This is a genomic window from Gemella sp. zg-570, from assembly GCF_018866345.1.
GTDB lineage: Bacteria > Bacillota > Bacilli > Staphylococcales > Gemellaceae > Gemelliphila.
Window position 1 is genome coordinate 1224157 of record NZ_CP076443.1, and the last position, 25285, is coordinate 1249441.

At 30.4% G+C, this 25285-nt stretch carries 20 protein-coding genes; 4 read left to right on the forward strand and 16 right to left on the reverse strand.

Annotation, left to right across the window (positions count from 1 at the left end; translation table 11 throughout):
• Positions 1–56: 56 nt before the first annotated feature.
• The 5 genes from KMP11_RS06080 to KMP11_RS06100 form a co-directional block, all read right to left on the reverse strand.
• Positions 57–437 (reverse strand): helix-turn-helix domain-containing protein, encoded by a 381-nt coding sequence (locus KMP11_RS06080; protein WP_215757038.1) that lies wholly within the window; start codon positions 435–437, stop codon positions 57–59.
• 285 nt (positions 438–722) lie between these two features.
• Complete coding sequence (guaA, locus tag KMP11_RS06085; RefSeq protein WP_216279728.1) at positions 723–2258, reverse strand: glutamine-hydrolyzing GMP synthase; 1536 nt, start codon at positions 2256–2258, stop codon at positions 723–725.
• A 1100-nt stretch (positions 2259–3358) separates the two neighbouring features.
• Positions 3359–4291 (reverse strand): ketopantoate reductase family protein, encoded by a 933-nt coding sequence (locus tag KMP11_RS06090; protein ID WP_215756812.1) that lies wholly within the window; start codon positions 4289–4291, stop codon positions 3359–3361.
• 133 nt (positions 4292–4424) lie between these two features.
• The gene (locus tag KMP11_RS06095) at positions 4425–7052 is read right to left on the reverse strand and encodes an ABC transporter permease (RefSeq protein WP_216279729.1); all 2628 of its coding nucleotides are present in this window, start codon (positions 7050–7052) and stop codon (positions 4425–4427) included.
• Between the two features lies 1 nt (position 7053).
• Positions 7054–7755, reverse strand: coding sequence for an ABC transporter ATP-binding protein (locus KMP11_RS06100; RefSeq protein ID WP_216279730.1), 702 nt, complete (start codon positions 7753–7755; stop codon positions 7054–7056).
• A 219-nt stretch (positions 7756–7974) separates the two neighbouring features.
• Between KMP11_RS06100 and KMP11_RS06105 the strand changes: the two genes are divergently transcribed.
• The 4 genes from KMP11_RS06105 to guaB all read left to right on the forward strand — a co-directional run bounded on the left by KMP11_RS06105 (position 7975) and on the right by guaB (position 11998).
• The gene (locus KMP11_RS06105) at positions 7975–8745 is read left to right on the forward strand and encodes a type III pantothenate kinase (RefSeq protein ID WP_216279731.1); all 771 of its coding nucleotides are present in this window, start codon (positions 7975–7977) and stop codon (positions 8743–8745) included.
• Between the two features lie 211 nt (positions 8746–8956).
• Positions 8957–9826 (forward strand): Hsp33 family molecular chaperone HslO, encoded by an 870-nt coding sequence (gene hslO / locus KMP11_RS06110; protein WP_215756816.1) that lies wholly within the window; start codon positions 8957–8959, stop codon positions 9824–9826.
• Between the two features lie 99 nt (positions 9827–9925).
• On the forward strand, positions 9926–10516 hold the full coding sequence (locus KMP11_RS06115) for a xanthine phosphoribosyltransferase (RefSeq protein ID WP_215756817.1): 591 nt from the start codon (positions 9926–9928) through the stop codon (positions 10514–10516).
• Positions 10517–10534: 18 nt separating this feature from the next.
• On the forward strand, positions 10535–11998 hold the full coding sequence (gene guaB / locus KMP11_RS06120) for an IMP dehydrogenase (protein WP_216279732.1): 1464 nt from the start codon (positions 10535–10537) through the stop codon (positions 11996–11998).
• Between the two features lie 320 nt (positions 11999–12318).
• Here the strand turns inward: guaB and KMP11_RS06125 are convergent, their stop codons facing one another.
• From KMP11_RS06125 to KMP11_RS06175, 11 genes are all read right to left on the reverse strand, one after another.
• Complete coding sequence (locus KMP11_RS06125; RefSeq protein ID WP_216279733.1) at positions 12319–12729, reverse strand: hypothetical protein; 411 nt, start codon at positions 12727–12729, stop codon at positions 12319–12321.
• A 17-nt stretch (positions 12730–12746) separates the two neighbouring features.
• Complete coding sequence (locus tag KMP11_RS06130) at positions 12747–13112, reverse strand: hypothetical protein (protein WP_216279734.1); 366 nt, start codon at positions 13110–13112, stop codon at positions 12747–12749.
• Positions 13113–13231: 119 nt separating this feature from the next.
• Entirely contained in the window at positions 13232–14377 is a 1146-nt protein-coding gene (locus tag KMP11_RS06135; protein ID WP_216279735.1) for a mannitol-1-phosphate 5-dehydrogenase, read from the reverse strand.
• A gap of 11 nt (positions 14378–14388) precedes the next feature.
• The gene (locus KMP11_RS06140; RefSeq protein ID WP_216279736.1) at positions 14389–14826 is read right to left on the reverse strand and encodes a PTS mannitol transporter subunit IIA; all 438 of its coding nucleotides are present in this window, start codon (positions 14824–14826) and stop codon (positions 14389–14391) included.
• A 21-nt stretch (positions 14827–14847) separates the two neighbouring features.
• Positions 14848–16818: a BglG family transcription antiterminator gene (locus KMP11_RS06145; RefSeq protein WP_253195946.1), complete on the reverse strand. Its 1971-nt coding sequence runs from the start codon at positions 16816–16818 to the stop codon at positions 14848–14850.
• A gap of 373 nt (positions 16819–17191) precedes the next feature.
• Positions 17192–18601, reverse strand: a complete 1410-nt coding sequence (locus KMP11_RS06150) for a PTS mannitol transporter subunit IIBC (RefSeq protein WP_216279737.1) — start codon at positions 18599–18601, stop codon at positions 17192–17194.
• A 936-nt stretch (positions 18602–19537) separates the two neighbouring features.
• Entirely contained in the window at positions 19538–20851 is a 1314-nt protein-coding gene (gene eno / locus KMP11_RS06155; RefSeq protein WP_216279738.1) for a phosphopyruvate hydratase, read from the reverse strand.
• 50 nt (positions 20852–20901) lie between these two features.
• Positions 20902–21666 (reverse strand): triose-phosphate isomerase, encoded by a 765-nt coding sequence (gene tpiA, locus KMP11_RS06160; protein ID WP_216280192.1) that lies wholly within the window; start codon positions 21664–21666, stop codon positions 20902–20904.
• A gap of 17 nt (positions 21667–21683) precedes the next feature.
• Positions 21684–22880, reverse strand: a complete 1197-nt coding sequence (gene pgk / locus KMP11_RS06165) for a phosphoglycerate kinase (RefSeq protein WP_371741335.1) — start codon at positions 22878–22880, stop codon at positions 21684–21686.
• Positions 22881–22958: 78 nt separating this feature from the next.
• Entirely contained in the window at positions 22959–23966 is a 1008-nt protein-coding gene (gene gap / locus KMP11_RS06170) for a type I glyceraldehyde-3-phosphate dehydrogenase (protein WP_215756825.1), read from the reverse strand.
• Positions 23967–23980: 14 nt separating this feature from the next.
• Positions 23981–25024, reverse strand: a complete 1044-nt coding sequence (locus KMP11_RS06175) for a sugar-binding transcriptional regulator (RefSeq protein ID WP_216279740.1) — start codon at positions 25022–25024, stop codon at positions 23981–23983.
• Positions 25025–25285 lie beyond the last annotated feature (261 nt).

The following is a 25285-nucleotide window of genomic DNA, read 5'->3' on the forward strand; positions in this document are numbered from 1 at the left end:
TTTTTATTCCTAAGTCTTTTAATGAAATTGTGATTTTTAATATTCTTTATATCGCATTATTTATTTTTCTTTTCTTCAATTTCATCAAGTAATTTAATTATCCTTTCCCAGTCTTCTTTACCTGCACCAATATCTCTTGCCTTCCTAAGTGCCACTCTTACAATATCATTTTCCATAATATAATCAGGTAAGTCTGGAGATACGGTATTATCTTTTGCATGTGCTGCCATATCAAAAAGATAATTTTTTTCATCTTGATTTAATTCTAAAGCATTAGAAATTTTTTCAATTTTTTCTCTGTCGGGTGGATATCTCCTTGATTTTTCAATATCACTCATATAAGCTGGTGCGATATCTAATATTTCAGCTAGTCTCCTTAAATTAATCTTCTTTTCCTCTCGTCTTTGTCTAACGAATTTTCCAAATCTTTCGTCCATGTTTTCCTCCTTATAATAAATAAAAATTAAATGCTTGTTAGCTTTTACCTAACATTATACTAAAATTATTTTCCTTTGTCAACTTTAATTAAAAAAGAGTTTTATTCTACTTCTTTTTACTTAACTAGCTTGCCTTAAAAGTAAAATTGTTTTAGAAGATGTTTGTATATTATTCTTTGCTTTCCAAAATTCATAAGCTTTTTAAAATAAAAATAACCTAGCCTTAGTAACTAGGTTATTAATAATTTTAAATTTTAAAATGAAGTAACTAAAAATATTTATGCTCTACTCCCACTCTATCGTGCTTGGTGGTTTTGATGTTATGTCGTAGACTACACGATTTACGTGGGCTACTTCATTTACGATACGGGCTGAAATTTCTTCTAGAACTTCAAATGGAATATGTGCCCAGCTAGCTGTCATGCCGTCGATACTTGTTACAGCACGAACTACTACTGTGTAGTCATAGGTACGCACATCTCCCATTACTCCAACTGAACGAATGTTTGGCAGGGCTGTGAAATATTGCCAAATCTCACTGTCTAAACCTCTTTTTGCGATAACATCACGCAGGATAAAATCACTGTTGCGAACTATTTCTAATTTTTCTTCGGTTACTTCTCCAAGAATGCGAATACCTAGCCCTGGTCCTGGGAAGGGTTGACGCCATACTATCTCACGTGGTAGACCTAGGACTTCTCCCAAGGCACGAACTTCATCTTTGAATAGGGTATTTAGGGGTTCGATAAGTTCAAATTTCATATCTTCTGGCAGACCGCCTACGTTGTGATGTGATTTGATAGTTTGGGCAGTCTTTGTTCCAGATTCTATTACGTCGGTATAAAGTGTTCCTTGGGCAAGCCAAGGTACGTCATCTAATTTTGCACATTCTTCATCAAATACATAGACAAATTCATTACCAATAATTTTACGTTTTTTCTCTGGGTCGGCTACGCCTTTTAATTTTGATAAAAATCTTTCGCGTGCATCTATTTTCATTAAATTCATTTCAAATTTTTTGCCAAAAGTTTCCATTACACTTTCCGCTTCTCCCTTACGCAACAGACCGTGGTCAACAAACATACATATTAATTGGTCGCCTATTGCTCTGTGTAATAAGGCTGCAACTACTGAAGAATCTACTCCACCTGACAAGGCACAAAGCACCTTATCTTTTCCAACTTTTTCTCTTATTTTTACAATATTTTCTTCAATAAAGGCTTGCATTGTCCAGTCAGCTTTACAAGCACAGACATTACGCACAAAGTTTCTTAGCAAGTCGTAACCATATTCTGAATGGCGTACTTCGGGATGGAATTGGAAACAATAAAAATTACGTTTTTTGTCTTGTGCCGCTGCTATTGGGCAGTTGTGGCTAGATGCTACTATTTCAAAACCGTCTGCAAGTTTAACCACCTTGTCTGAATGGCTCATAAGAACAGTTTGAGTATTTGGCGTATCTTTAAATAGTACGGCATCCTCTTTTACATTAATTGGGTGAGCTCCGTATTCACGACTTGTTGCTGATTCGACTTTACCACCAAGTTTGTGCTGCATAAGTTGCATTCCGTAACAAATTCCCAGCACTGGTATTCCTAAATTAAATATTTCGTCATCAAGAGTCATAGAATTTTCTTCATATACTGAATTAGGACCGCCGGATAAAATAATTCCCTTGGGATTAAGTTCTCTTATTTTCTCGATTGATATTTCCTTGTCATGAAGTTCAGAATAAACTCCAAGTTCACGAACACGGCGAGTAATAAGTTGGTTGTATTGACTACCAAAGTCAAGGACTAAAATAAATTCATGCTTATTCATAAAAATCTCCTATGATATTATATTTATAAAAACTAACTTAATATTAAGAAAAAATAATAAAATTATTAAATTTTAAAATAAATATTCGTAAGTTAGTCGCTAAAATTAATAAACTACTTAATCATTATAACAATTATACTATAATAAGTAAATTACAAATTATATTTTCTATTAATTTAACTTTTTAAAAATCTTTATGGCTACTTACCAGCTTTATTTTTGTAATTTATATTTTAATACTTAAACAATTAGTAAATTTATTTTTTCACTAGCTCCATTATTATGGTTTGGAATTTTATTTTTTATGTAGTCTCATAGTAACTAAATTATTTTTAGTAGTTACAACTTAAAAATTTAATTTTCACCTCAAAGGTGGATAAAATTTTTATAATTTTCTATCTGTAATAAGCTCAGATTTTATTTTTCCAAGTTAAGTATTATAAATTATATGTTTTTTAAATAGAAAAAGTAAATACAAATTTTTAAATATATTTTTTATTTTTTGTTTCCTTACTTTTTATATTTTTCTTTTTTGTATGAAAGTATTAAATATATACTAGTCCATAAAGAACCAAAGTAAGTTATATAATTATAATTAGGAATTTTTATTTTAAGTATAAATAAAAATAGAATTAATAGAAGAATTATAATAATAGTAGCTATTTTATATATTTTAAGTAATTTATCTAAGTTCATGATTGCTCCTCCTTTTTAAATTTATAAATTTTATTTTATAATATTTCAATTTTATTTTAATATAAAAAATTAAAAAAACAAAAATCATATTTCTTTATAATTTTTTTTATATCAATATTGGTAACCTTTTTAAAAGTAGGAAAATTTTTCTACTTTAATTTTTTTAGTCGGTGTAGTAAAATTTTATTTTTACTGATTATTATAATTAATTTTATTTTAAAAACTATATTATTAAAAAATAATAAAATAATTTACTTAATAACTTATAAATTTAAAATAATAAACTAATTCTACTTACTAGGAAAATAAAAAAGACAAGCCAAAGAGCTTGTCTTTTGTGTTATTAATTTTTTATTTTAATATAGCGAAGATAATTTTTATCTTGTCCACTTAGTATTAAAATATTATTTATTACCACCTAAAAATTCTTTGATGTGGATTAATTCTGTTGCTAAATCGCAAACTGGTGTTGCTATCTTGTGTTTACGTCCCAGACGTGATACTGCTCCGTTTAAATAATCTATTTCTGTTAAACGGCCGTTTTTCATATCTTGAGTTAGTGATGGGTAGTGTAAGCCTGCCAATTCGGCTGGGAATATTCTGCTGATGTTGGCCGAAATAACTTCATGTTTAACATCTACACCTTCTGCTCGTCCTACTGCTACTACTTCTCTTAAAATCATATCTGTTAATTCTTGATGGCGGGCGTAAGAACCGTATTCACCAATATTACAGTCGATAATTGTACAGTAGGCATTTAAAACGCAGTTAAGGCCTGCCTTGTGCCAAATTGACTGGAAGACGTTATCAGAGTAATGTAAATTCAAGCCAGCTTTATTAAATCTTTCAACAATTTCTTTGGCAACTTCTGTACTTTGTTCAGAAACTTGTTTTATTTCTGTTTTACCAGTTCCGTGAGCATTTAGAACTCCTGCTCCTCCTAAACCACTTGTCCAAACTGTAACTCCGATTAAAATATTTTCTGGGTCGACATATTCTTTTAGTGTATCGACATGACCAAGACCATTTAGGATACAGATTATTTTTGTTGTTGGTTTTAAAAATGGTTTTAGTGTTTCCATCATGGAGCGTAGCTGCATAGATTTTGTCGCTACAAATACTACGTCGTATTGACCTGTTAATTCTTCTGGATAGAACATAGGGATTTTAAAATATCCTTGTTCTTTGTCATCTATGATTACTTTTAGACCTTCTGTCTTGATTTTTTCAACGTGGTCTTTCCAAGAATCTATTAGGGTTACATCTTCTCCATTTTTGTGTAACATGTAAGCAAAACGTGAACCTAAAGCACCTGCTCCTGCAAATAAAATTTTCATATATATTTCTCCTTATCTGTTTATTTTATCAACTTCATTATAACATATTTTATATGTTTATGCTAGCAATTACATTATTTATTTATAAAATATTTATTATTGTGGCTAATTACATTTTGAAATATCCTCATTTTTATTCAAGACTCTTTAAGGCTTCTATCATATTTACTTTTTTTAGGCGACTGTGCATTACCAACATGAGCAGTAAAACTATAATTAAGGTGATGCTGGTAGAAATAATATATACCCAAATAGATGAAGTGGGTTCAAACATGCTATCACGGGCAGTTAAATCTAAAATAATTGCTCTGTATAGTATGTTGCCGACAAAATTTCCAAGGATAATTCCTATTAGGGCTAGGTAAAAAATTTCTCTGAATACATAGGAGGTAACTTCAGCAGGATAAAATCCTAATACTTTGATGGTTGATAACTCCCTAATTCTTTCTGAAATATTTATATTAATTAAATTGTACAAGACGACAATGGCAAGGGCAGTAGAGCATAATACGATTACTACTACTATAATATCTATTCCTTCAACTACATTATTTAGTAAATCTTTATAGCTTAGATTATTTTGTATATAAACTACATTATTATTTTTTTCAATTTCATTAATAATATTTTTTACTTGCTCCTTATTGTGATTAGCCTTAATTAAAAAACTATTGTCTGTGTAAGTATCAGCAAAAACTTTTTCGTAATAATTTTTAGTCATAAAAATTGTATGTCCAAAATAATTTGTATTTATTGCCGCAACTTTTAGACTATATTCTTTTTCATTTAAAATTATTTTAAAAGTATCTCCCACTTTCAAGTTATGAAGATAGGCTAATTTTTCATTTATTACAACTCCATTGTCATTTATTTTAATCTTCTTAGAATTATTTTTTATGGTGAAGTAGTCTTCTAAGTCATTGTTTATGGTGAATATGGCTACATTATCCAATATTTCATTATTTTTTTCTATGGTTGCTGAACTGATATTAATCTTGCTACTGGCTTCAATATTTGTATTATTTTCTATGCTAGCAAACAATTTTTCTTTTTGACTAGCAGTTATATAAGGATTGTAAGATGCTATAAGGTCATACTTGCTTATAACATTAAATTGTTCATAGGAAATATTTTGCACACCAAAACGAATACCAAACCCTAAAAACATGAGGGCAAGACAACCTAAAACTCCAAAAATTGTCATCAGCATACGAAGCTTATAGCGAAAAATATTTCTAAAGGTTACCTTGCGTAAAAAACTTAACCTTTTCCAAATAAATGTTAGATGTTCCAAAAAAATGCGTGAACCATTTTTTGGTGCTTTGGGTCTTAGTAGGTAGGCGGCTTTTTCTTGTAAAATTTTTCTAAGTGGTAGATAAACTGCAATTATCACACAGGCTACCGCAATAAAAATTGATAAAACTATAATTTTTATATCAGGTCTTATTAGGGGGATGCGAAAAATTAAGAAACGGGCGTAAGAATTGTATACAATAGGTACAATAACCAAGTAGGCAGCAACAACTCCAAATATTCCACCACCAACTGCCGATAACATACCATAAATATAATATTTTTTGGCAATACTTGAATTAGCATAACCAAGAGATTTTAAAGTGCCGATGTTGCTTCTATTCTCTTCAATCATCCTTGTAAGGCTTGTTAATGAGACTAAGATTGCTACGCCAAATAAGAAAATAGAAAAAATATTTGCTAGGGAGGTTAAGCCAGCTGTTGAGTTGATAAACTGGGCGTACTGCTTGTTGCCCTTGATATTATTAACACTAAAGCGTGGATAATGAGTCTTAGCCAGTTTTTCCGAAGTAAGATTAAAAAGTTCCTCCTGTTCTTTTATCTCATTTTCAAATTTGCTAAGTTCAATTTTTCTAGCTTCGTATTCTGCTGGCAGAAAGTTTTTTATTGCCTCTAAGTTATCATTTGCAAGACTTAATTGATTTTTAGCCTTGACTAGCTTGTCCCTATTTTCAGCAATAGTTTTTTTACTTTCTTCTTGAAAATTCTTGTCGTGTTTAGTCTGTTCTATTTTTAAAATTTCTACTAATTCATCACGATATTTATTAACTTCTGTGTAGTATTCTTCTCTTGTAAAATCTTTTCTGTCAATATTTTTTAAGAGGATATTGACACCGGCATACTTGTCAGCTTCAAAGTTATTTTTATTAACAAAGGCAAAAAAATTCACATTGGCAGAGTTGTTGCTAGAACTTTCTGGCATATCTGCCCCATAAACAAAACCTACAATTTTATAAACTTTGTTTTTTAATTCTAGGCTTGTAAATTCATCTTTTTTGTTGTCATAACTGATACTTACTTCTTCATTAAGATTAAATTTATTTTTCAAGGCCTCGGTCAAGACTATTTCTGTATCATTTTCTGGTAGACGACCAGCAACTAACTTAACTTTGGCTATATTTTCAGGCATTGAATAGATATTGACTTTTTTATCTTCCATTTTAGACATGGCTACTTCTTTAGTGTAATAACTCTCAATAGCCTCTACCCACTTATAATTTTTTATTACTTCTATATCGCTACTATCCAAGTAAAAATTATTAGTTATCTTCAAGTCGTACATATTTATTTCCTTGAAATATTTGTTTACCGTATTTTTCATTGTGGGTGGAGTTTCTTTTAAACCCGTAAAAACAAATACACCAAGAAACATAATAATCATAATAGAAATGAATTTTGATTTTGTTGACCAAATTTCTCTAAGTATATCTTTATTTAAAACTTTCATACTACCACTCAACTTCATTTATATTTTTTGGTTTGTCGTTAATAATAATATTTCTAACTTTTGCGTCATATATTTCTATAACCTTGTCGGCTACTTGGGCAATGGTGCTGTTGTGGGTGATTACTATAACTGTTTTTTGCTCATCTTTTGCATAGTCTTTCAAAATTCTTAAAATATTTTTTCCTGTATTGTGGTCAAGGGCTCCTGTTGGTTCATCACAAAGCAGAATTTTAGGGTTTTTGGCAATGGCCCTAGCTACTGCTACCCTTTGCTGCTCGCCACCTGATATTTGCGAGGGAAAATTGTTTTTTCTGTGTTTCAGTCCCACCCTATCTAAAACTTCTTTTGCGTCCTTATGATTTTCTACTATCTGACTTGCCAACTCAACATTTTCTAAGACTGTTAAATTAGGTATTAAGTTATAAAATTGAAAAACAAAACCGATAATTTCCCTGCGATATTTTGTTAATTCTCTTTCAGAAAAATTTGTAATCTGACTGCCAAATATATCTATGTAACCACTGCTTGCCCTGTCCATTCCACCTAAAATATTTAAAAGAGTAGATTTGCCAGCACCTGACGGTCCTAATATTACGACAAATTCTCCCTCATTAATTTCAAAACTTATATCATCATTTGCCCTAAATTTATTTTCATTTTCGCCATATTCTTTTACTAAATTTTTTACAATAATTTTATTCATAATCGCTAGTCCCCACCAATTTTAATATAAAAAATTTCTTCCTATATTTTTTAAAAATTATTCTATCTATATTAATATTAACATTTTTTAAAAAATTATTCTATCTACTTAGTATAGAGTTTTTAAAAATTATTTTTTGAAATTTTAAATACATTAAAATATTTTTTATTTCTAATTTATGTGTTATAATAAATTTAATTTTATTTTAGGAGTAATATAATGATTTTTGCACTTGATGTTGGCAATACTAATATAGTAATAGGAGTTTTTGACAAGGAGTATCAACTTAAATATTATTGGCGTATCTCAACCGATAGCACAAAGACAGAAGATGAACTTTATGTTATCATCAGAAATTTTTTTATCGACAAAAATATTAAATTTGAAAGTTTTGACGGAGTGATAATATCTAGCGTTGTACCAACCATGTTATTTGCTTTGGAATTACTAAGTAAAAAATATTTTAAAAAAGAAGCTATTATCGTTTCTAATAATATAAATACAGGGCTTAAAGTCCCAGAACCTTATACAGATAAACTGGGGGCTGACAGAATTGTCGACATAGTCGGAGCAAAAGTTTTTAACTATTTGCCTGCCATAATTGTTGATTTTGGTACAGCTACAACATTTGACTATGTAGATGAAAATATGGTTTATCGTGGTGGAATTATCTGCCCAGGAATAAATATTAGTGCTGACGCCCTATATGAAAAATCCGCCCAACTTCCTCGTGTTGAAATAGAAGCAGTAGACTCAGCACTTGGTATGGATACAGTATCCCAAATGCAAGCTGGTTTATTTTTTGGTTTCATCGGTCAATTTGAAAATATTATTGTCAATATGAAAAAAGAAATTAAAAAAGAGGTCAACGTCGTCTTAACAGGAGGTTTATCAAAATTATTTGCCAAATATAGTAATCAAGTAAATATAGTTGACGAAGAATTAACCCTAAAAGGAATTATTGAACTTTATAAACTAAATTCAAAATAAAATTTTCTAGTAAGTTTTAACGGTAAAATTTACAACAATTTTTAAAATTTATAATATAATAGACTACAACCTTATAAAAGTATTTATAAATAAATATCTAAAAAATTAATCTAATAAATTTTCTTAGACTTTTACAGTAAAAATTATAAAGCTTACTTATAGAGTTTTATAAATAAAACTTTAATAAAATCAGAAAGGAAAAATAGTAAACTTGAAAGATTATTTGATAAGAGGTTTAGCCCTTAATGACGAAATTAGGTTTTTCGCTACAAGAACAACAAAACTTGTCGAAGAAATTAGATTAAGACACAATGCTTGCCCAACTGCCATAGCCGCTGTTGGAAGAACTGCAACAGCTACTGCAATGATTGGAGCAATGCAAAAAAGCGGAGATATAGTTGATATTCGTGTACGGGGTAGCGGACCGATAGGACAAATACTAGCAACAGCAAATGAAGACGGTCAAGTTCGTGCCTACGCTACAAATATGCAACTCCACCTACCTAGCAAGGGCAAGGGAAAACTTGATGTTGCTGGCGTGGTTGGAACTGAAGGAGAAATAATAATTATAAAAGACCTGGGTCTGCAAGAAAAATATACGACAAGCTCACCCCTAGTGTCTGGAGAAATTGCAGAAGACTTCACCTACTACTTTGCAAAAAGTGAACAAGTAGCCTCTGCCGTATCCCTAGGAGTTTTAGTTGATACAGATAATTCTATACTTGCGGCTGGTGGTTTTATTATCCAAGTTCTTCCCTTTGCCAGCGAAGAAACAATAAGTAAACTGGAAGAAGTCTTAAAAAATATAAGACCAATTTCTACTTTAATTAATGAGGACAAGTCATTAGAAGATATAGTCAAAATACTTTTTGATGGTAATTACAGAATTTTAAAAGAAAATAAAATAGAATTTAAGTGTAGTTGTTCAAAAGAAAAATATGCCAAAGCACTGGTTACTCTTGGACGTGAGGAATTGGAAGATATGTTAAAAGATGAACATATAGAGACAGTCTGTGCATTTTGCAATGAAAAATACGAATTTTCCCAAAAAGAAATAAAAGAATTGATTGACAAATTATAATAAAAAATTGAAAATTACGATATTCTTGTAAAACCTTGTGTTTTAAAGGATATTTTGTTATTATAGATAGAAATAAATTATACAAAAGGGAGAATTAATATGCAGCTACTTCAAAATATGGTAAAACAAGACGGTAAGGTTTATCCGAATAATGTACTAAAAGTTGATTCATTTATCAATCACCAAATCGACCCAAGCTTAATGATAGAAATGGCAAGTGCCCTACACAATTACTTTAAAGAAAAAAATGTTACAAGGGTACTTACTATCGAAGCAAGTGGGATCGCCCCTGCAATCCTTGTAGCAAATCTTTTTAACGTACCTATGGTTTTTGCGAAAAAAAGCCTACCCTCTACCCTAGTTAGAGATAGTTTTTATCAAGCAGAAGTCCATAGTTACACAAAAAATGTTACAAATAATATTATAGTATCAAAAGATTTCTTAAAAAAAGAAGATAGGGTGCTTATTATTGATGACTTCTTGGCTAAGGGGCAAGCTGTTTTAGGTTTAGCAAAATTAGTAGCTCAAGCTGAAGCTCAATTAGTTGGTGCTGGCATATTAATAGAAAAAAGTTTTCAAGACGGGCGTAAATTATTAGAAGAAGAAAATATTGATGTTTGTTCGCTATGTCGCTTGTCATCTTTAGAAAATGAAGAAATTAAATTTAATTTAGCTGATGATGAAAAATAAAAGATAGGAGAAAATATTATGTGGGAAACAAAATTCCAAAAAGAAGGCTTAACATTTGATGATGTATTACTAGTGCCTGCACACAGTGAAATTCTACCTAAAAAAGTAGATTTAAAAGTAAATTTAACAAGAAATTTAAAATTATCTATTCCGATTTTATCGGCTGCTATGGATACAGTAACAGAACATAAAATGGCAATCGCCATAGCTCGTGAGGGAGGTTTAGGCGTAATTCACAAAAATATGTCTATCCAGGACCAAGCAGAAGAAGTAATAAAGGTTAAACGTTCAGAAAGTGGCGTTATAACTAATCCATTTTTCTTAACGCCAGAGCATCTGGTAGAAGATGCTGAAGACTTGATGCAACGTTACCGTATTTCTGGTGTTCCAATCGTAAATAATATTGAAGATAAAGAATTAGTAGGTATCTTAACCAACCGTGATTTAAGATTTTTGACAGATTTTTCTACACCAATTTCAGAAGTGATGACAAGAGAAGATTTGATAACTGCTCCAGCTAAAACAAGCCTAGACGAAGCAAGCTACATTCTTAGAAGTCATAAAATAGAAAAATTACCTTTAATAGATGATAAGGGAAAATTATCTGGACTTATCACAATTAAGGATATAGAAAAATTAGCAAAATATCCAAACTCTGCCAAAGATAGCTTCGGTCGTTTATTAGTAGCCGCTTCAGTAGGTATTACTGGCGATACATTCGACAGGGTTGAAGCCCTTGTTGCCGCCGGAGTAGATGCTATCGTCGTAGACACTGCTCATGGTCATTCAAAAGGTGTGATCAATCTAGTAAAAGCATTGAGAACTAACTATACAGACCTAGCTATAATTGCAGGTAACGTCGCTACTGGAGAAGCTGCTCGTGCCTTGTTCGAAGCTGGTGCTGACGTAGTTAAAGTTGGTATCGGCCCTGGTTCTATCTGTACAACTCGTGTTATTGCTGGTGTAGGTGTCCCACAAATAACTGCCATCTATGACTGTGCAAGTGTTGCTAGAGAATACGGAAAAGCCATTATAGCTGATGGTGGTATCAAATATTCTGGTGATATTGTTAAAGCACTGGCTGCTGGTGGTCATGTCGTTATGCTCGGTTCTATGCTGGCAGGTTGTGATGAATCACCTGGCGATTTTGAAATTTTCCAAGGAAGAAGATTTAAAACATATAGGGGTATGGGTTCACTAGCTGCTATGGAAAAAGGTTCCAAGGATAGATACTTCCAAGAGGACGGAAAAAAATTAGTTCCAGAGGGAATAGAAGGACGTACGCCATACAAGGGCGCCTTAAGCGAAACAATCTACCAACTAGTAGGTGGTCTGCGTGCAGGTATGGGTTATACAGGTTCTAAAAATTTAGAAGAATTAAGAGAAAAAGCACAATTTATAAAAATGACCGCTGCTGGACTTATTGAATCACACCCACACGACGTACAAATCACAAAAGAATCACCTAACTATTCTAAATAATATTTTAATTAGAATATAATTTAAACACTCCAACTTAATTTTTATAAGTTGGAGTGTTTTTTATTTTATTAACAATTAAGAAATAGTTCAATAAAAAATAGTTTATCAATATTAAATCTACATAAATTTAAAAATTATATTAATATACTTCTATACCATTTACATTATTAAAAAAAGAACTAGATTAATCTAGTTTTTATTATTTTTGTATTTTTCTTGTTAGTAAGATTATTCCTAATAATATAAAGTCCTAGCACTAGATATTGTGTGTTTCCTAGCCTAATTTTTGATAATTGTTTTATATCTAATATTACTACAGGTTACAACTTTTTCATAAGTTGTCTTCTTAAAAATTTTTCTTCCTTTTTTCTTAAGTAAGATATAGTAAATAATAATATAACAAATAAGCCATAGAAAATATATAAAAGAATACCATTTTCTACAATATAGCTCGTAACTGCTTTACTACTACTCATCAGAAATATCGGTATAATAATTATGATTAAACTAAACTTCTCCAACAATATTAGTTTAGATAGTTTATGGCTAGCTACATCACTTCTTAATACGTCTATCTTATAGGCTACATAAGAACTAAGTAAGAATAAAGGAAATAGCATAATAAATAAATATTTTGGTCTTTCAACAAAATTTTGAAAATTATAAGCAAATATTATAATCATAGTTAAAACACTTACTGCTTGTATAAGATAATATTTTTTTAAAGTCATATTTTTTAACTCCTTTCCTATCTAGTTTTTGTAGATTTTTTAATTAATTTTTTTCTATACAAATCAATATATATTAAGGCAATTATAATTAAAAGTAAGGGACTATAAAACAAATTATTCACAGGTTCTAAGTGATTATTTACTCCAAGTAAAAAAATTAATAATAAAAATGCTATGGGTGTTAGTACATAATCTATTTTTAATAATTTAATTATCTGGTCAGTTTTTACTTCTATTCTCATATATTCACTAATATACATTAACTTATAAAGATAATATAAAGTTATAGCAAATGGTAAAATTGCATAAATAGTATAAAAAATTGTTAAACCGGCAAAGGTCAAAGCCATTAATTTTTCTATTAATATTTTCTTTTCAATCATTATTAAAATCCTTTTTCTTATTTACTTACATTATACCATTTTTTTATTTATAAATATATTGCTATTTAAAAATTTTACCAAAAATAAAAACATAAGAATAATATTCTTATGTTTTGCTATTATAAATTTTTGTAAGTAGTTTCGATTATATTTAAAAATTGTTCATTATCAAAATTTGTTATTTCTTTTATAGTTTCTTTTACTGATTTTTTAGCTAATAGATTTTGTAATTTTAGAGCTTGTTCATCATCTTCAGCCTTAAATTTTAGGATATAAGCACAAGTTTTTGCTAAGTTTTCAAATTCTAAGTTTCTTTCGATACACTCTTTAATAGGTTTTATAAATCTTTCATTTTCTCCTAATTTTCTTATAGGTGTACGGCAGATACGGGCTACATTATCCACAATTAATTTATTTTCAAAACGTTTGATTGTTTTTTTACGATACTTGTCCATATCTTCCGTATCAAAATTCCATTTTGCAACTAATAAGGCACTTGTTTCTTCTAAAACTTTAATAAAACTTTCTCTTACTTCTTCAGCTTGAGCAGCATCAGAAACTAAATTTATGCCCTTGTAACTAGCTATATAAGACAGGGCAGCATGACCTGTATTTACTGTGAATAATTTTCTTTCGATAAAAGGATTTAAGTCTTTTACATAGTTTACACCTTGAATATTTTTATTTGCTTGAACTTTTATTTTATCAACTTCAACAACCCATTCACAGAATTTTTCTACTTCTACCAGTAAAACATCATCATGTTTTTGGGCTGGCACTATTCTATCCACAGCAGAATTAGGAAAACCTACATATTTTTCAACAAATGAAATTTCTTCTGAACTTAAATTTTTAAAGATTTCATTTTTTAAAAAGTTACTTCCTTCTATCATATTTTCACAAGCAACTATGTCTAAAAATTTTGTATTATTATCCTTGTATTTTTTACTAAGTCCAGCTGCTATATCTTTAGCTATAATAGGTAGCACATTAGGACCTATAGACGTTGTAATTAATTCTACATTCCCTACATATTCTACTAACTTTTCTTTTTCTGTTGCAATATTTAGACCGTAAAAATTATCAATAATAACTTCTTCTACCTTATTATCTAAAACTTTTATTTTATAAGTATCACGATTTTTTAAATTTTCTACTACTTCTTCATTAATATCAACAAATGTTACATGGTAGCCAGATTTATTTAGTAATTCTCCTATAAAACCTCTACCAATATTTCCTGCTCCAAAATGTAAGTTTTTCATATCTATATCTCCTACTCAGAAAGTAAATTTATAACTTCTTCTTTTGTTTTTGCACTAAATAATTTTACAACATTTTCTTGGTCAGAACAGAAAATTGCAATCTTAGAAAGTAATTCTAAGTGTTCGCCGTCTTTACCTGCAAGACCAAAAATAATAAATACTAACTTGTCTTCTGTGTCTTCTGGACTGGCAAAAGAAACTCCACCAGGTATCTGCAAGACTGAAATTCCTGTATTCTTAATTGATTTTTTAGCGTCATCTGTTCCATGAGGTATGGCTATAAAATTCCCCATATATGTTGATACAATATTTTCACGCTCTAACATAGCATCTACATACTCACTATCTACATAACCATTTGCTACTAAAACTTCTCCTGCTTTTCTAATAGCTTCTTCTTTTGTTGCAAATTCTTGACCTAATAATATATCTTGTTCTTTTAATAACATTTTCTAATCTCCTTTGTTAAATTAATTATTACTTGCAATATACTTCATCAGTATTAATTCTATTTTTGTTTTAATAAATTCTATATTTCTACTAAATAGGGCTGACTTAAAAACTTCATCTTCTAAAATAGCTATACTTAGTTGCCCTAACAAGTCAGTATAATCACTAATATTTGGGCTGACCATAATAAAAAATAATTCTACATTTTCTGTCTTGTAAAGGGCATTATTCATTTCTAAACCTTGTTTTAAATTTACTATTTTTATAAAAGGTTCTTCAATACTATTATCTAAGGTGTGAAATAGGACAATCTTAGTTTCAGGTATTACAACAGAACTTTTTATGTGCCTATCTACTAAATTATTTAAAATTCCTAATTTGACCCTATCTGTATAGGCTAGTGAAGCCAGCATATTACCCAAAGCGTCTTTAATATTTTCTATTTTTTTACTGTATTCAGCTTGATAAATATTAGGCATTAATTTTTCTATAAAATTAATAGCCGATACATCATCTTCTTCATAAGCAATACTTTTAAAACTGCGAGCTTCTAATAATTTACTTCTGATTTTAGCTACATCTTCTTCTCTTAAAATAGTAGGTATCAAAACATAATCAATATCATCGTCTAATCTTATGGTTGAAATAATTATATCAAAATTTTTCTTGCTATCTTCTCTTAATTTTGCCGGTGTAGAATATTCAATATTTTTAATTTCAGGAATATTTTTTCTGATTAAACTTCCCACTATCCTTGAACTACCTATACCACTAGAACAAACCACCAAGGCACGAATAAAATTCTCACGATATATTTGTTCATAACTAGAAGCAAAATGAATAACTATATAACTAAGTTCTGCACTACTAAAATTTATTTCATCAAAGACTTTTAATAATTCAGACTTAATAATTAAATAAAGTTCATTATAATTTTTCAGTACAAAATCTAATAATTCTGTATTCTCTTCTACAAGTCTTAATTGATGTCTTTTAATGGCTGATTCAATATGGGCTATTAAACCATTTGCCAAGTTTGTATCCTTTGAAAAATCAATATGGCTCTTATTACTAACATTTCTTATCAGGCTATGCACCTTATAAATTAAGGTGTAGGAATACTTGTCATTAACATAGGTAACCTGCTCTATTAGTTTACAAGTTTTTAAAATTTTTGCCATATGATTTATAAAATTTTCCTTGTCATTTATCAATCTATACTTAGAAATAAGAGCTAATAAAGTATTAATATTATCTTTTTCATTTTCAGATAATATTTCCTTGTCAATAATATTATAATTATCTATTTTTACAGCTACATCAACAGCTATTAATAATTTTTTTATACTAGAATCTGTATAAAGTTTAAATATTTCTAATTGCCTATTCTCATTAAATAAAGTTCTTAAAAAATCTATATCTAAAAACTTGATAAATAAATTCCTACTATAATCATTATCATTATTAACAACATAAAAAAATTCATTATCATCTATTTCATTACAAAAAATAGATATTAATAGTATCTTCTTATCTTCTATGCTACCCTCTAAAGTTAGACCCTGCCCCTTTTTTCTAAGCAAGACTAGCTTATAGTCTGATAAAATTTTTTCTATGGTATTTAGGGTTGACAAGACTGTGTTATAGCTTATAAATAATTTTTCGGATATTTCCTTAATAGAAATTTCTTCATTTATCAGCAAATTATAGAGTATTAAATTAATTTTCAAATCATGGGAATAAATTTGCTCTATACTACTATCTAAAATTGACAAATCAATACTTGATAAGTCTCCAACCAATCTGTATTTTGATTTTTCTTTTAATAGTTTTACCTGCAAATTTTCCAAAGACTTCTCTAAATTTTTTATTTCTCTGTAGAGAGTACGCTCTTTTATTTTTGTTAAAGCTACTAAGTCTTTAATACTATATTCCTTATTTTCTTTAAGGAAAATATTTAAAATTATTTTTTCTTTTTCTGTTAATATCATAAAATATTTCTCAACTTACTAAAATTATAAATTATAGTTTCAACTACTTACATACTAACATATTAAATATACTTAGTTAAATTCTAAGATTTCATTATAAATTTAATGCAATAAGAGAAGGCTATAAACCCTCTCTTTAGAAATTATTTTAACTTTTTACCAAGTTTATAAAAATTGGATAATGATATATGACTAGCCTGCTGATTTTTTCTTGAACTCGAGAAGTAAATTCTTTTTCAGAAATAAGAGCTAGCATTTTTATTACAAGACTAAAACTTTTCAGATTAAAATTAGTAAATATTTTCTAGCTTGACAAATTTTATTTACTAAAATTATTTTTGATAACTTTCCAAAAAGTTTTTATGTAGTCTTACTATTTTTTAAGTTGCTCTACCACTTCATCATAGCGTGGACTTGATAAGAAATTATCTACTGATACATGAAGGGCTGAAGAGTTCATACCTTTTGCACGAGCTGTTAATTCGTTTTGAGTGATTATCAGAGCTTTTTCTCCATCTTGTAGATTTCTGATAGCCATATTTGTTACTGGTAAATCAAGTCCAGCCTTTTTAAATTTATCTCTTAGTATAGAAGCACCCATTGCTGAAGAACCCATACCTGCATCACAAGCAAAAATTACTTTTTCAACTTGGTCATAAGAAATTGATTGTGCATTAGAACTTGAAACTTCTTGCCCCTTAGATTCTGCTTTCATTCCTGCAACTTGAGCTTGAGCAGCTGCTAAATCTCCTGTCATATTAGTATCACGTCTTAAAATAATTGATGCAATTATAAATGTTACTACTGCTGCAACTGTAACACCAGCAATAACTCCAATATAAGAATCTTGAGCAGTCAGACCTAAAATTGCAATAATAGAACCTGGTGAAGCTGGAGCTTTAAGACCTGCATTAAAGAATTGAATTGTTGCTGTCCCAGAAACACCACCACAGATAGCCGCAATAATTAGAGCTGGTTTCATTAGAATATATGGGAAGTAGATTTCATGAATACCACCGAAGAAATGAATAATTCCCGCACCAAAAGCTGATGACTTAGCGGCGCCTTTTCCAAAAATAACATAGGCTGCTAAAATTCCTAAACCAACACCTGGATTAGCTTCTAGTAAGAATAGAATAGATTTTCCTGTTTCTTTTGATGCTTGTGTTCCTAGTGGTGTTAAAATTCCGTGATTAATCGCATTATTTAAGAACAAGATTTTAGCTGGTTCTATAAAAATATTAGCTAGTGGAATTAAGTGAGCATTAACTATTGCATTTACTCCTGCAGCTAAAGTGTCATTTAAAACTTTAACGACTGGTCCTATTGCATAATATCCTGCTATTGATAAGAAGAAACCTAAAAATCCAGCAGAAAAATTATTTACTAACATTTCAAAACCAGTTTTTATTTTTGGTTGCACAGCGTCATCAAATTTTTTCATAAGCCATGCTGCTAAAGGTCCCATTAACATAGCACCCAAGAACATTACTGAACCTGTACCAACTATTACCCCCATAGTAGATATAGCTGCTACTACTCCACCACGTTGCTTGTGAATATTATATCCAGCTGTGTAAGCTATCAATAAAGGTAATAAATAAATAATCATTGGCTCAACTAATTTAGCTAAATTTTCATTTGGTACCCAACCTGTTTTAATAAATAAAGCCGTAATAAGTCCCCAAGCAATAAAAGCACCTATATTTGGCATAACCATACCAGAAAGTGCAGTTCCTATTTTTTGAACGAAAACTTTAAGGCTATTGTTTTTGTTACTCATAATAAGTATCTCCTTTAATTTATTTTAATATGATATATTAAAAATTATAATTTATAAGCTAACTATAAACAAGAGCAAGTATGGCAAAAAAATTTTTGTCAAATTGGAAATAAAAAATACCCAGCGTGCAGAACGCTAGGTTGAATTTGTTTTAACCTTGTTTTTATAAATATGTATAGAAAAATTTTTTATAAACTAGTTATTGGCTAGATTTTATTTTAACTTTATATTTTAATAATTGCTTTTTATTCTATTAGGCTATTGTTTTTGTTACTCATAATAAGTATCTCCTTTAATTTATTTTAATATGATATATTAAAAATTATAATTTATAAGCTAACTATAAACAAGAGCAAGTATGGCAAAAAAATTTTTGTCAAATTGGAAATAAAAAATACCCAGCGTGCAGAACGCTAGGTTGAATTTGTTTTAACCTTGTTTTTATAAATGTGTATAGAAAAATTTTTTATAAACTAGTTATTGGCTAGATTTTATTTTAACTTTATATTTTAATAATTGCTTTTTATTCTATTAGGAATCTTAAAAATTTTTTATTCCTTATTTTTAAAAAATTTTATTTCTATAAAATTAATTTTTTTATTTTATATTAAGATTTAATTTTTAAATTTTTTCAAAGTTTTATAATATATTTTTGTAGTATAATTTCTTATAAAAATTAAAAAATATTAAGTAGCTATTTTTTATACACAATAAATATTATATATTCCTTTTTCTTCCTTTCTTGATTATTGAAAAAATCTTCTCTGCTTGTCTTTTTTATTTTGTTAGTAGTCAAGCATTAAAAATTTTATTTTCTTATATTTTTTTGATATAATTTTTATTTGCTTGTTTTGTTAAAATTTTTCTTGAATATTATCAATGCTGATATTGCAAAAAATCCCTAGCATATCAAGTATACTAGGGGATTTTTATTTTTTATCTTACATTATAGAATACTGATTTACCAGCGTAAACTTGTGTTTCCTTTAGTTCATCAGCTATGCGTAATAATTGGTTGTATTTTGCGATACGGTCTGTACGGCTAAGAGAACCTGTTTTAATTTGCCCTGCATTTGTTGCAACTGCAATGTCAGCTATTGTTGAGTCTTCAGTTTCTCCAGAGCGGTGAGAAATAACTGCTGTATATCTAGCACGTTTTGCCATTTCGATAGCTTCTAATGTTTCTGTTAAAGTACCGATTTGGTTTACTTTGATTAGGATTGAATTTCCTACTCCTTTTTCAATTCCTTGAGAAAGTTTTGTAGTATTAGTTACGAATAAATCATCTCCAACTAATTGAACACGGTCACCAATTCTTTCAGTTAATAATTTCCATCCCACCCAGTCATTTTCATCCATACCATCTTCGATAGTTAAGATTGGGTATTTGTTTACTAATTCTTCTAAGTAGTCTACTTGTTCAGCCGAAGTACGTTTTGCTCCGCCTTCACCTTCAAATTTAGTGTAGTCATATAGCCCGTCAGTGTAAAATTCTGAAGCTGCACAGTCAAATCCTAAGAATACATCTTTACCAGGTTCTAAACCTACTTTTTTAATAGCTTCTAAAATTGTTTCTACTGCGTCTTCTGTTCCGTCGAACTTAGGTGCAAATCCACCTTCATCTCCTACTGCTGTAGCTAAGCCACGAGCTTTTAATAATTTAGCAAGATTGTGGAAGATTTCTGCTCCCCAACGTAGGGCTTCTTTGAATGATGGAGCTCCTACTGGTAAAATCATAAATTCTTGGAATGCTATTGGTGCATCAGAGTGAGAACCACCGTTTACGATATTCATCATTGGCACTGGTAATTCTTTTGCATTTAGTCCACCTAGGTAACGATATAAAGGTAGTCCTAGTGAGTCAGCTGCGGCATGAGCTACTGCTAAAGAAACACCTAAGATTGCATTAGCTCCTAGACGACCCTTGTTTTCAGTTCCGTCAAGTTCAATCATAGCACGGTCAATAGCTACTTGTTCAAATACATCAAAATTTCCTTCTAGTAAAGGAGCTATTTCTTCATTTACATTATCTACTGCTTTAGAAACTCCTTTACCTAAATAACGTTCTTTATCTCCGTCACGTAATTCAACAGCTTCATATTGCCCTGTTGATGCTCCTGATGGTACTAAAGCACGCCCAAAAGCTCCTGATTCTGTTGTAACTTCTACTTCAACAGTAGGATTACCTCGTGAATCTAATACTTCTCTTGCATAAACTTCTGAAATAAAATCGAAATTTTTTTGTAACATTATATGTTCTCCTTATTTTTTATACTATAATTTTTATTTTTATAATTTTATTAAGCTAATTTTCCACCTTCAAGTAAGGCAACAAATGAATCTACTTTCAATGACGCTCCACCTACTAAAGCCCCGTCAACATCTGGACAAGCCATGTATTCTGCTATATTAGTTGGATTTACAGAACCGCCGTATTGAATACGAACTTTATCTGCAACATCTTGACCATAAATATCTGCTACAACATCACGCACTGCTTTACACATTTTTTGTGCATCTTCTTTTGTAGCTGATTTACCAGTTCCTATTGCCCAGATTGGTTCATAGGCTATAACAAGTTTTTCTGCTTGGTCTTTTTCCAGTCCTGCTATATCTACTTTTAATTGTTTTGTAATTACATCTACTGCTTGAGATGCTTCGTATTGTTCCAATGTTTCTCCGCAGCAGACAATAGGTACTAGACCATGCTCAAATGCTGCTTTAGCTTTTTTATTGATTAGTTCATCACTTTCAAAAAAGTATTCTCTTCTTTCTGAATGACCTAATATAACATATTTTACACCTAAATCAGCTAGTGTCAGAGGAGATATTTCTCCTGTGAATGCACCTGATTTTTCAAAGTGGCAATTTTCTGCCCCAATATTTAGGTTTGAATTTTCAGTTAAAGAAACTAGGGCTTCTAAGTGAGTTGCTGGAGCACAAATAGCAGCTTCTACCTTATCAGTAGCTGGTATTTTGTCTGCTACTTCTTTGGCAAATTCTCTTGCTTCTTTAACAGTTAAGTTCATTTTCCAGTTTCCTGCGATAAATGGTAATCTTGTCATCATATTTCTCCTAATTTTTATTTATCAGATAACGATTCTATACCTGGTAATATTTTTCCTTCTAAGTATTCTAAAGATGCTCCTCCACCTGTTGAAATATGAGAAAATTTATCTGCATACCCTAGTTGAATAGCTGCTGTTGCAGAATCTCCACCACCGATAATAGTAGTAGCGTCTTCTAAGTTAGCTATACTTTCACATACTCCAATAGTTCCTTTTGCAAAATTTGGCATTTCAAATACACCCATAGGGCCATTCCAAATAACTGTTTTTGCATCTTTTAATACTTCTGAGAATAATTCTACAGATTTTGGTCCAATATCTACACCCTCTTCATCTTCTTGTATATCGTCAGTTGCTATACGACTAGGTGCTTCATTAGAAAATTCTTTTACTGCTACCGTATCAACAGGTAAGACAATTTTATCTCCTGCTTTTTCTAGTAACTGGCTAGCGTATTCTACTTTATCATCTTCACAAAGTGAAATTCCTATACTTCTTCCTGTTGCTTTTAGGAATGTGTATGCCATTCCTCCACCAATAATTACCTTGTCCGCTTTTTCTAATAGGTTTTCAATAACCCCAATTTTGTCAGAAACTTTTGCTCCACCAATAATTGCAACTAGAGGTCTTACTGGATTATCAACAGCTCCTCCAATAAATTTCAATTCTTTTTCAATAAGGAAACCGAAAGCTGAATTACCTGCCCCTATGTTGGAGGCAATTCCCTTGTTTGAAGCGTGAGCACGGTGGGCAGTTCCAAAAGCGTCATTTACAAAAACATCTCCGAGTGATGCCCAATATTTTCCTAGCTCTTCATCGTTTTTAGATTCTTTTTTACCGTCAAGATCTTCAAAACGTGTATTTTCAAACATTAAAATTTCACCATTTTTTAAAGATTTAACAGCCTCATCTAGGTCTTCTCCTCTTGTTGTTGGAATGAATTTTACAACTTGCCCCAATACTTCTGCTAGTCTAGCCGCTACTGGTGCTAATGATTTTGTTGCTTTATCGGTCTCTTCTTTAACACGTCCTAAATGAGAAAATACTACTACTTTTGCCCCTTGCTCCAAGGCATAATTTATTGTTGGTATAGCAGCTGTAATTCTATTATCATTTGTAATAACACCATCTTTTAATGGCACGTTAAAATCAACACGGATTAAAACTTTTTTCCCCTGTAGATTTCCTAAGTCTTTGATTGATTTTTTCATCAAAAGGGCTCCTTTTTTAAAATAATATGGGATAAGATATAAGCATTTAGCTTATATCTTATCAAGTTTTTTAATTAATTATTTAATTAATCCTGCAAAATGTTTTAATGTTCTTACTAATTGTGAAGTGTAAGACATTTCATTGTCATACCAAGATACAACTTTTACTAATTGTTTATCTCCAACAGTTAAAACTTTTGTTTGAGTTGCATCAAAGATTGAACCAAATTCACTTCCTACGATATCAGAAGATACTATTTCATCAGTGTTGTAGCCAAATGATTCAGTTGCAGCAGCTTTCATTGCAGCATTAACTTCCTCAGCAGTTACATTTTTTTCTAGTGTAGCTACTAATTCAGTAATTGACCCAGTTGATACAGGAACTCGTTGTGCCGCTCCGTCTAATTTTCCATTTAATTCAGGAATCACTAGACCGATAGCTTTTGCAGCTCCTGTTGTGTTAGGAATAATATTTTCAGCTGCGGCACGAGCACGGCGTAAATCTCCTCCGCGGTGTGGTGCGTCTAGTGTATTTTGGTCTCCTGTATAAGCATGAATTGTTGTCATTAATCCTTGAACTACTCCGAAGTTGTCGTGTAATGCTTTTGCCATTGGAGCTAAACAGTTTGTTGTACAAGAAGCACCAGAAATAACTGTTTCACTTCCGTCTAATGTTTCGTGGTTTACGTTGTAAACAATAGTTTTTATGTCATTTCCACCTGGTGCAGAAATAACAACTTTTTTAGCCCCAGCCTTGATGTGTGCTTCTGCTTTTGCTTTAGAAGTAAAGAAACCTGTACATTCTAAAACTACATCAACATCTAATTCTCCCCATGGTAATTCAGCAGGATTTGCTTGAGCAAATGCCTTAACTTCTTTACCATTTACTAGGATAAATCCTTCGCCTTCTGAAGCTTCACCTTTGAAACGTCCTTGAGTTGTATCATATTTTAATAAATGAACCAATTGTCTAACTGGAGTTAGGTCATTTATTGCAACTACCTCAATTCCTTCTACTTCTTGTATTCTTCTGAAAGCTAATCTTCCTATACGTCCAAAACCGTTAATTGCTACTTTTACTGTCATATTATTTAGTCCTCCTAAAAATAATTTAATTTTTTTAAAATTTTTTTACAAATTGCTTCATCAATAATAAGGGTTGAATTAGCCGGTCTACTGTTTAAATAACTATAAACAGCTTCGGCTTTTTCTTTACCACCTACTATTGTGAATATATCTGCCACTTTCTCTACATCTTCTATATTCATACCTATTGTGTGGGTGCTATAAATAATTTTTCCGCCCTTGTCATAAAAACTTCCAAAAGTTTCACTAAGTGCATTACTTGTTTTTAAAATTTCAATAGTTTCTTTGGCAAGTTTTCTACGGTTAGCCATTTCATAAGCCTCACCTATACTATGAATAATAATAGATGTTTTACTTATAATATCGAGAACCTGCATCATTATCGGCTCTTTAGAAAGCTCATCTAATGTCCTACTTCCGATATTATCCGGTGCATGTAATAATTGGTATCTATGATTTGAATTAACTGCCATTTGGGTAGCAATATCATTAGACTGATAACCAGTATTGGATATTGTCAAAGCTCCTCTTATTGGCGTAATCATTATATTCTTATCATAGCCAAAAGTTTTATCAACCTTGCTAGCTAGGTACTGCATTGTGCTACCACCACTAACACCAATTACACAATCCTTACTGATAATTCTATTGACCTTGTCAAAAAGTAATTGTACCATTTCTTGTCTGGTAACTTCACTTTTTGAAAAATCTCCCTTGACTACAAAAATATCTTTTATCCCGAAATGTTCTCTAATAATTTTTCTAGCACGTTTAAAAGGGTCTTCTGCAAATATTCCCTTTAATTCATCTAAAAATTCATCACACTCGGGCGTAATAGTCATACCAGTAGTGCTTTTAGATATGAGTCCCAGTTTTGCCAAAATTTCACATTCAGTCCGCAACTGTCTTTCCGTAAGCCCAACTATTTCCATTAAAGATTTACGACCAATAGGTTGGTGAACCTTAATAGAAATTAACAACTCATATCTCTTATTAAATTTTTCGAACAAGTCTGGAATAAGTTTACTTTGCAAATGTAGTAATTGTAAAATATCCATTCCTTTGCTCCTTAAGTAATAGAAAGTTTGTTGGTCGTTTTTCGACCTTAACGGTCATTTTAAGTCCAATTAAGATTAAAAAAATTTACCGAAATAAACATTCTTTTGTTATTATATCATATAAAAAAATAAAATCAAGTTTTATCATTTTTATAAAAAAAATATGCTAGATAAGATTAATTATTTTACCTAGTTGAAAAAATTTTTATTTATATTATAATAAAGTAAATTTACAAATAACTTATTTATTAGGAAAGGTCA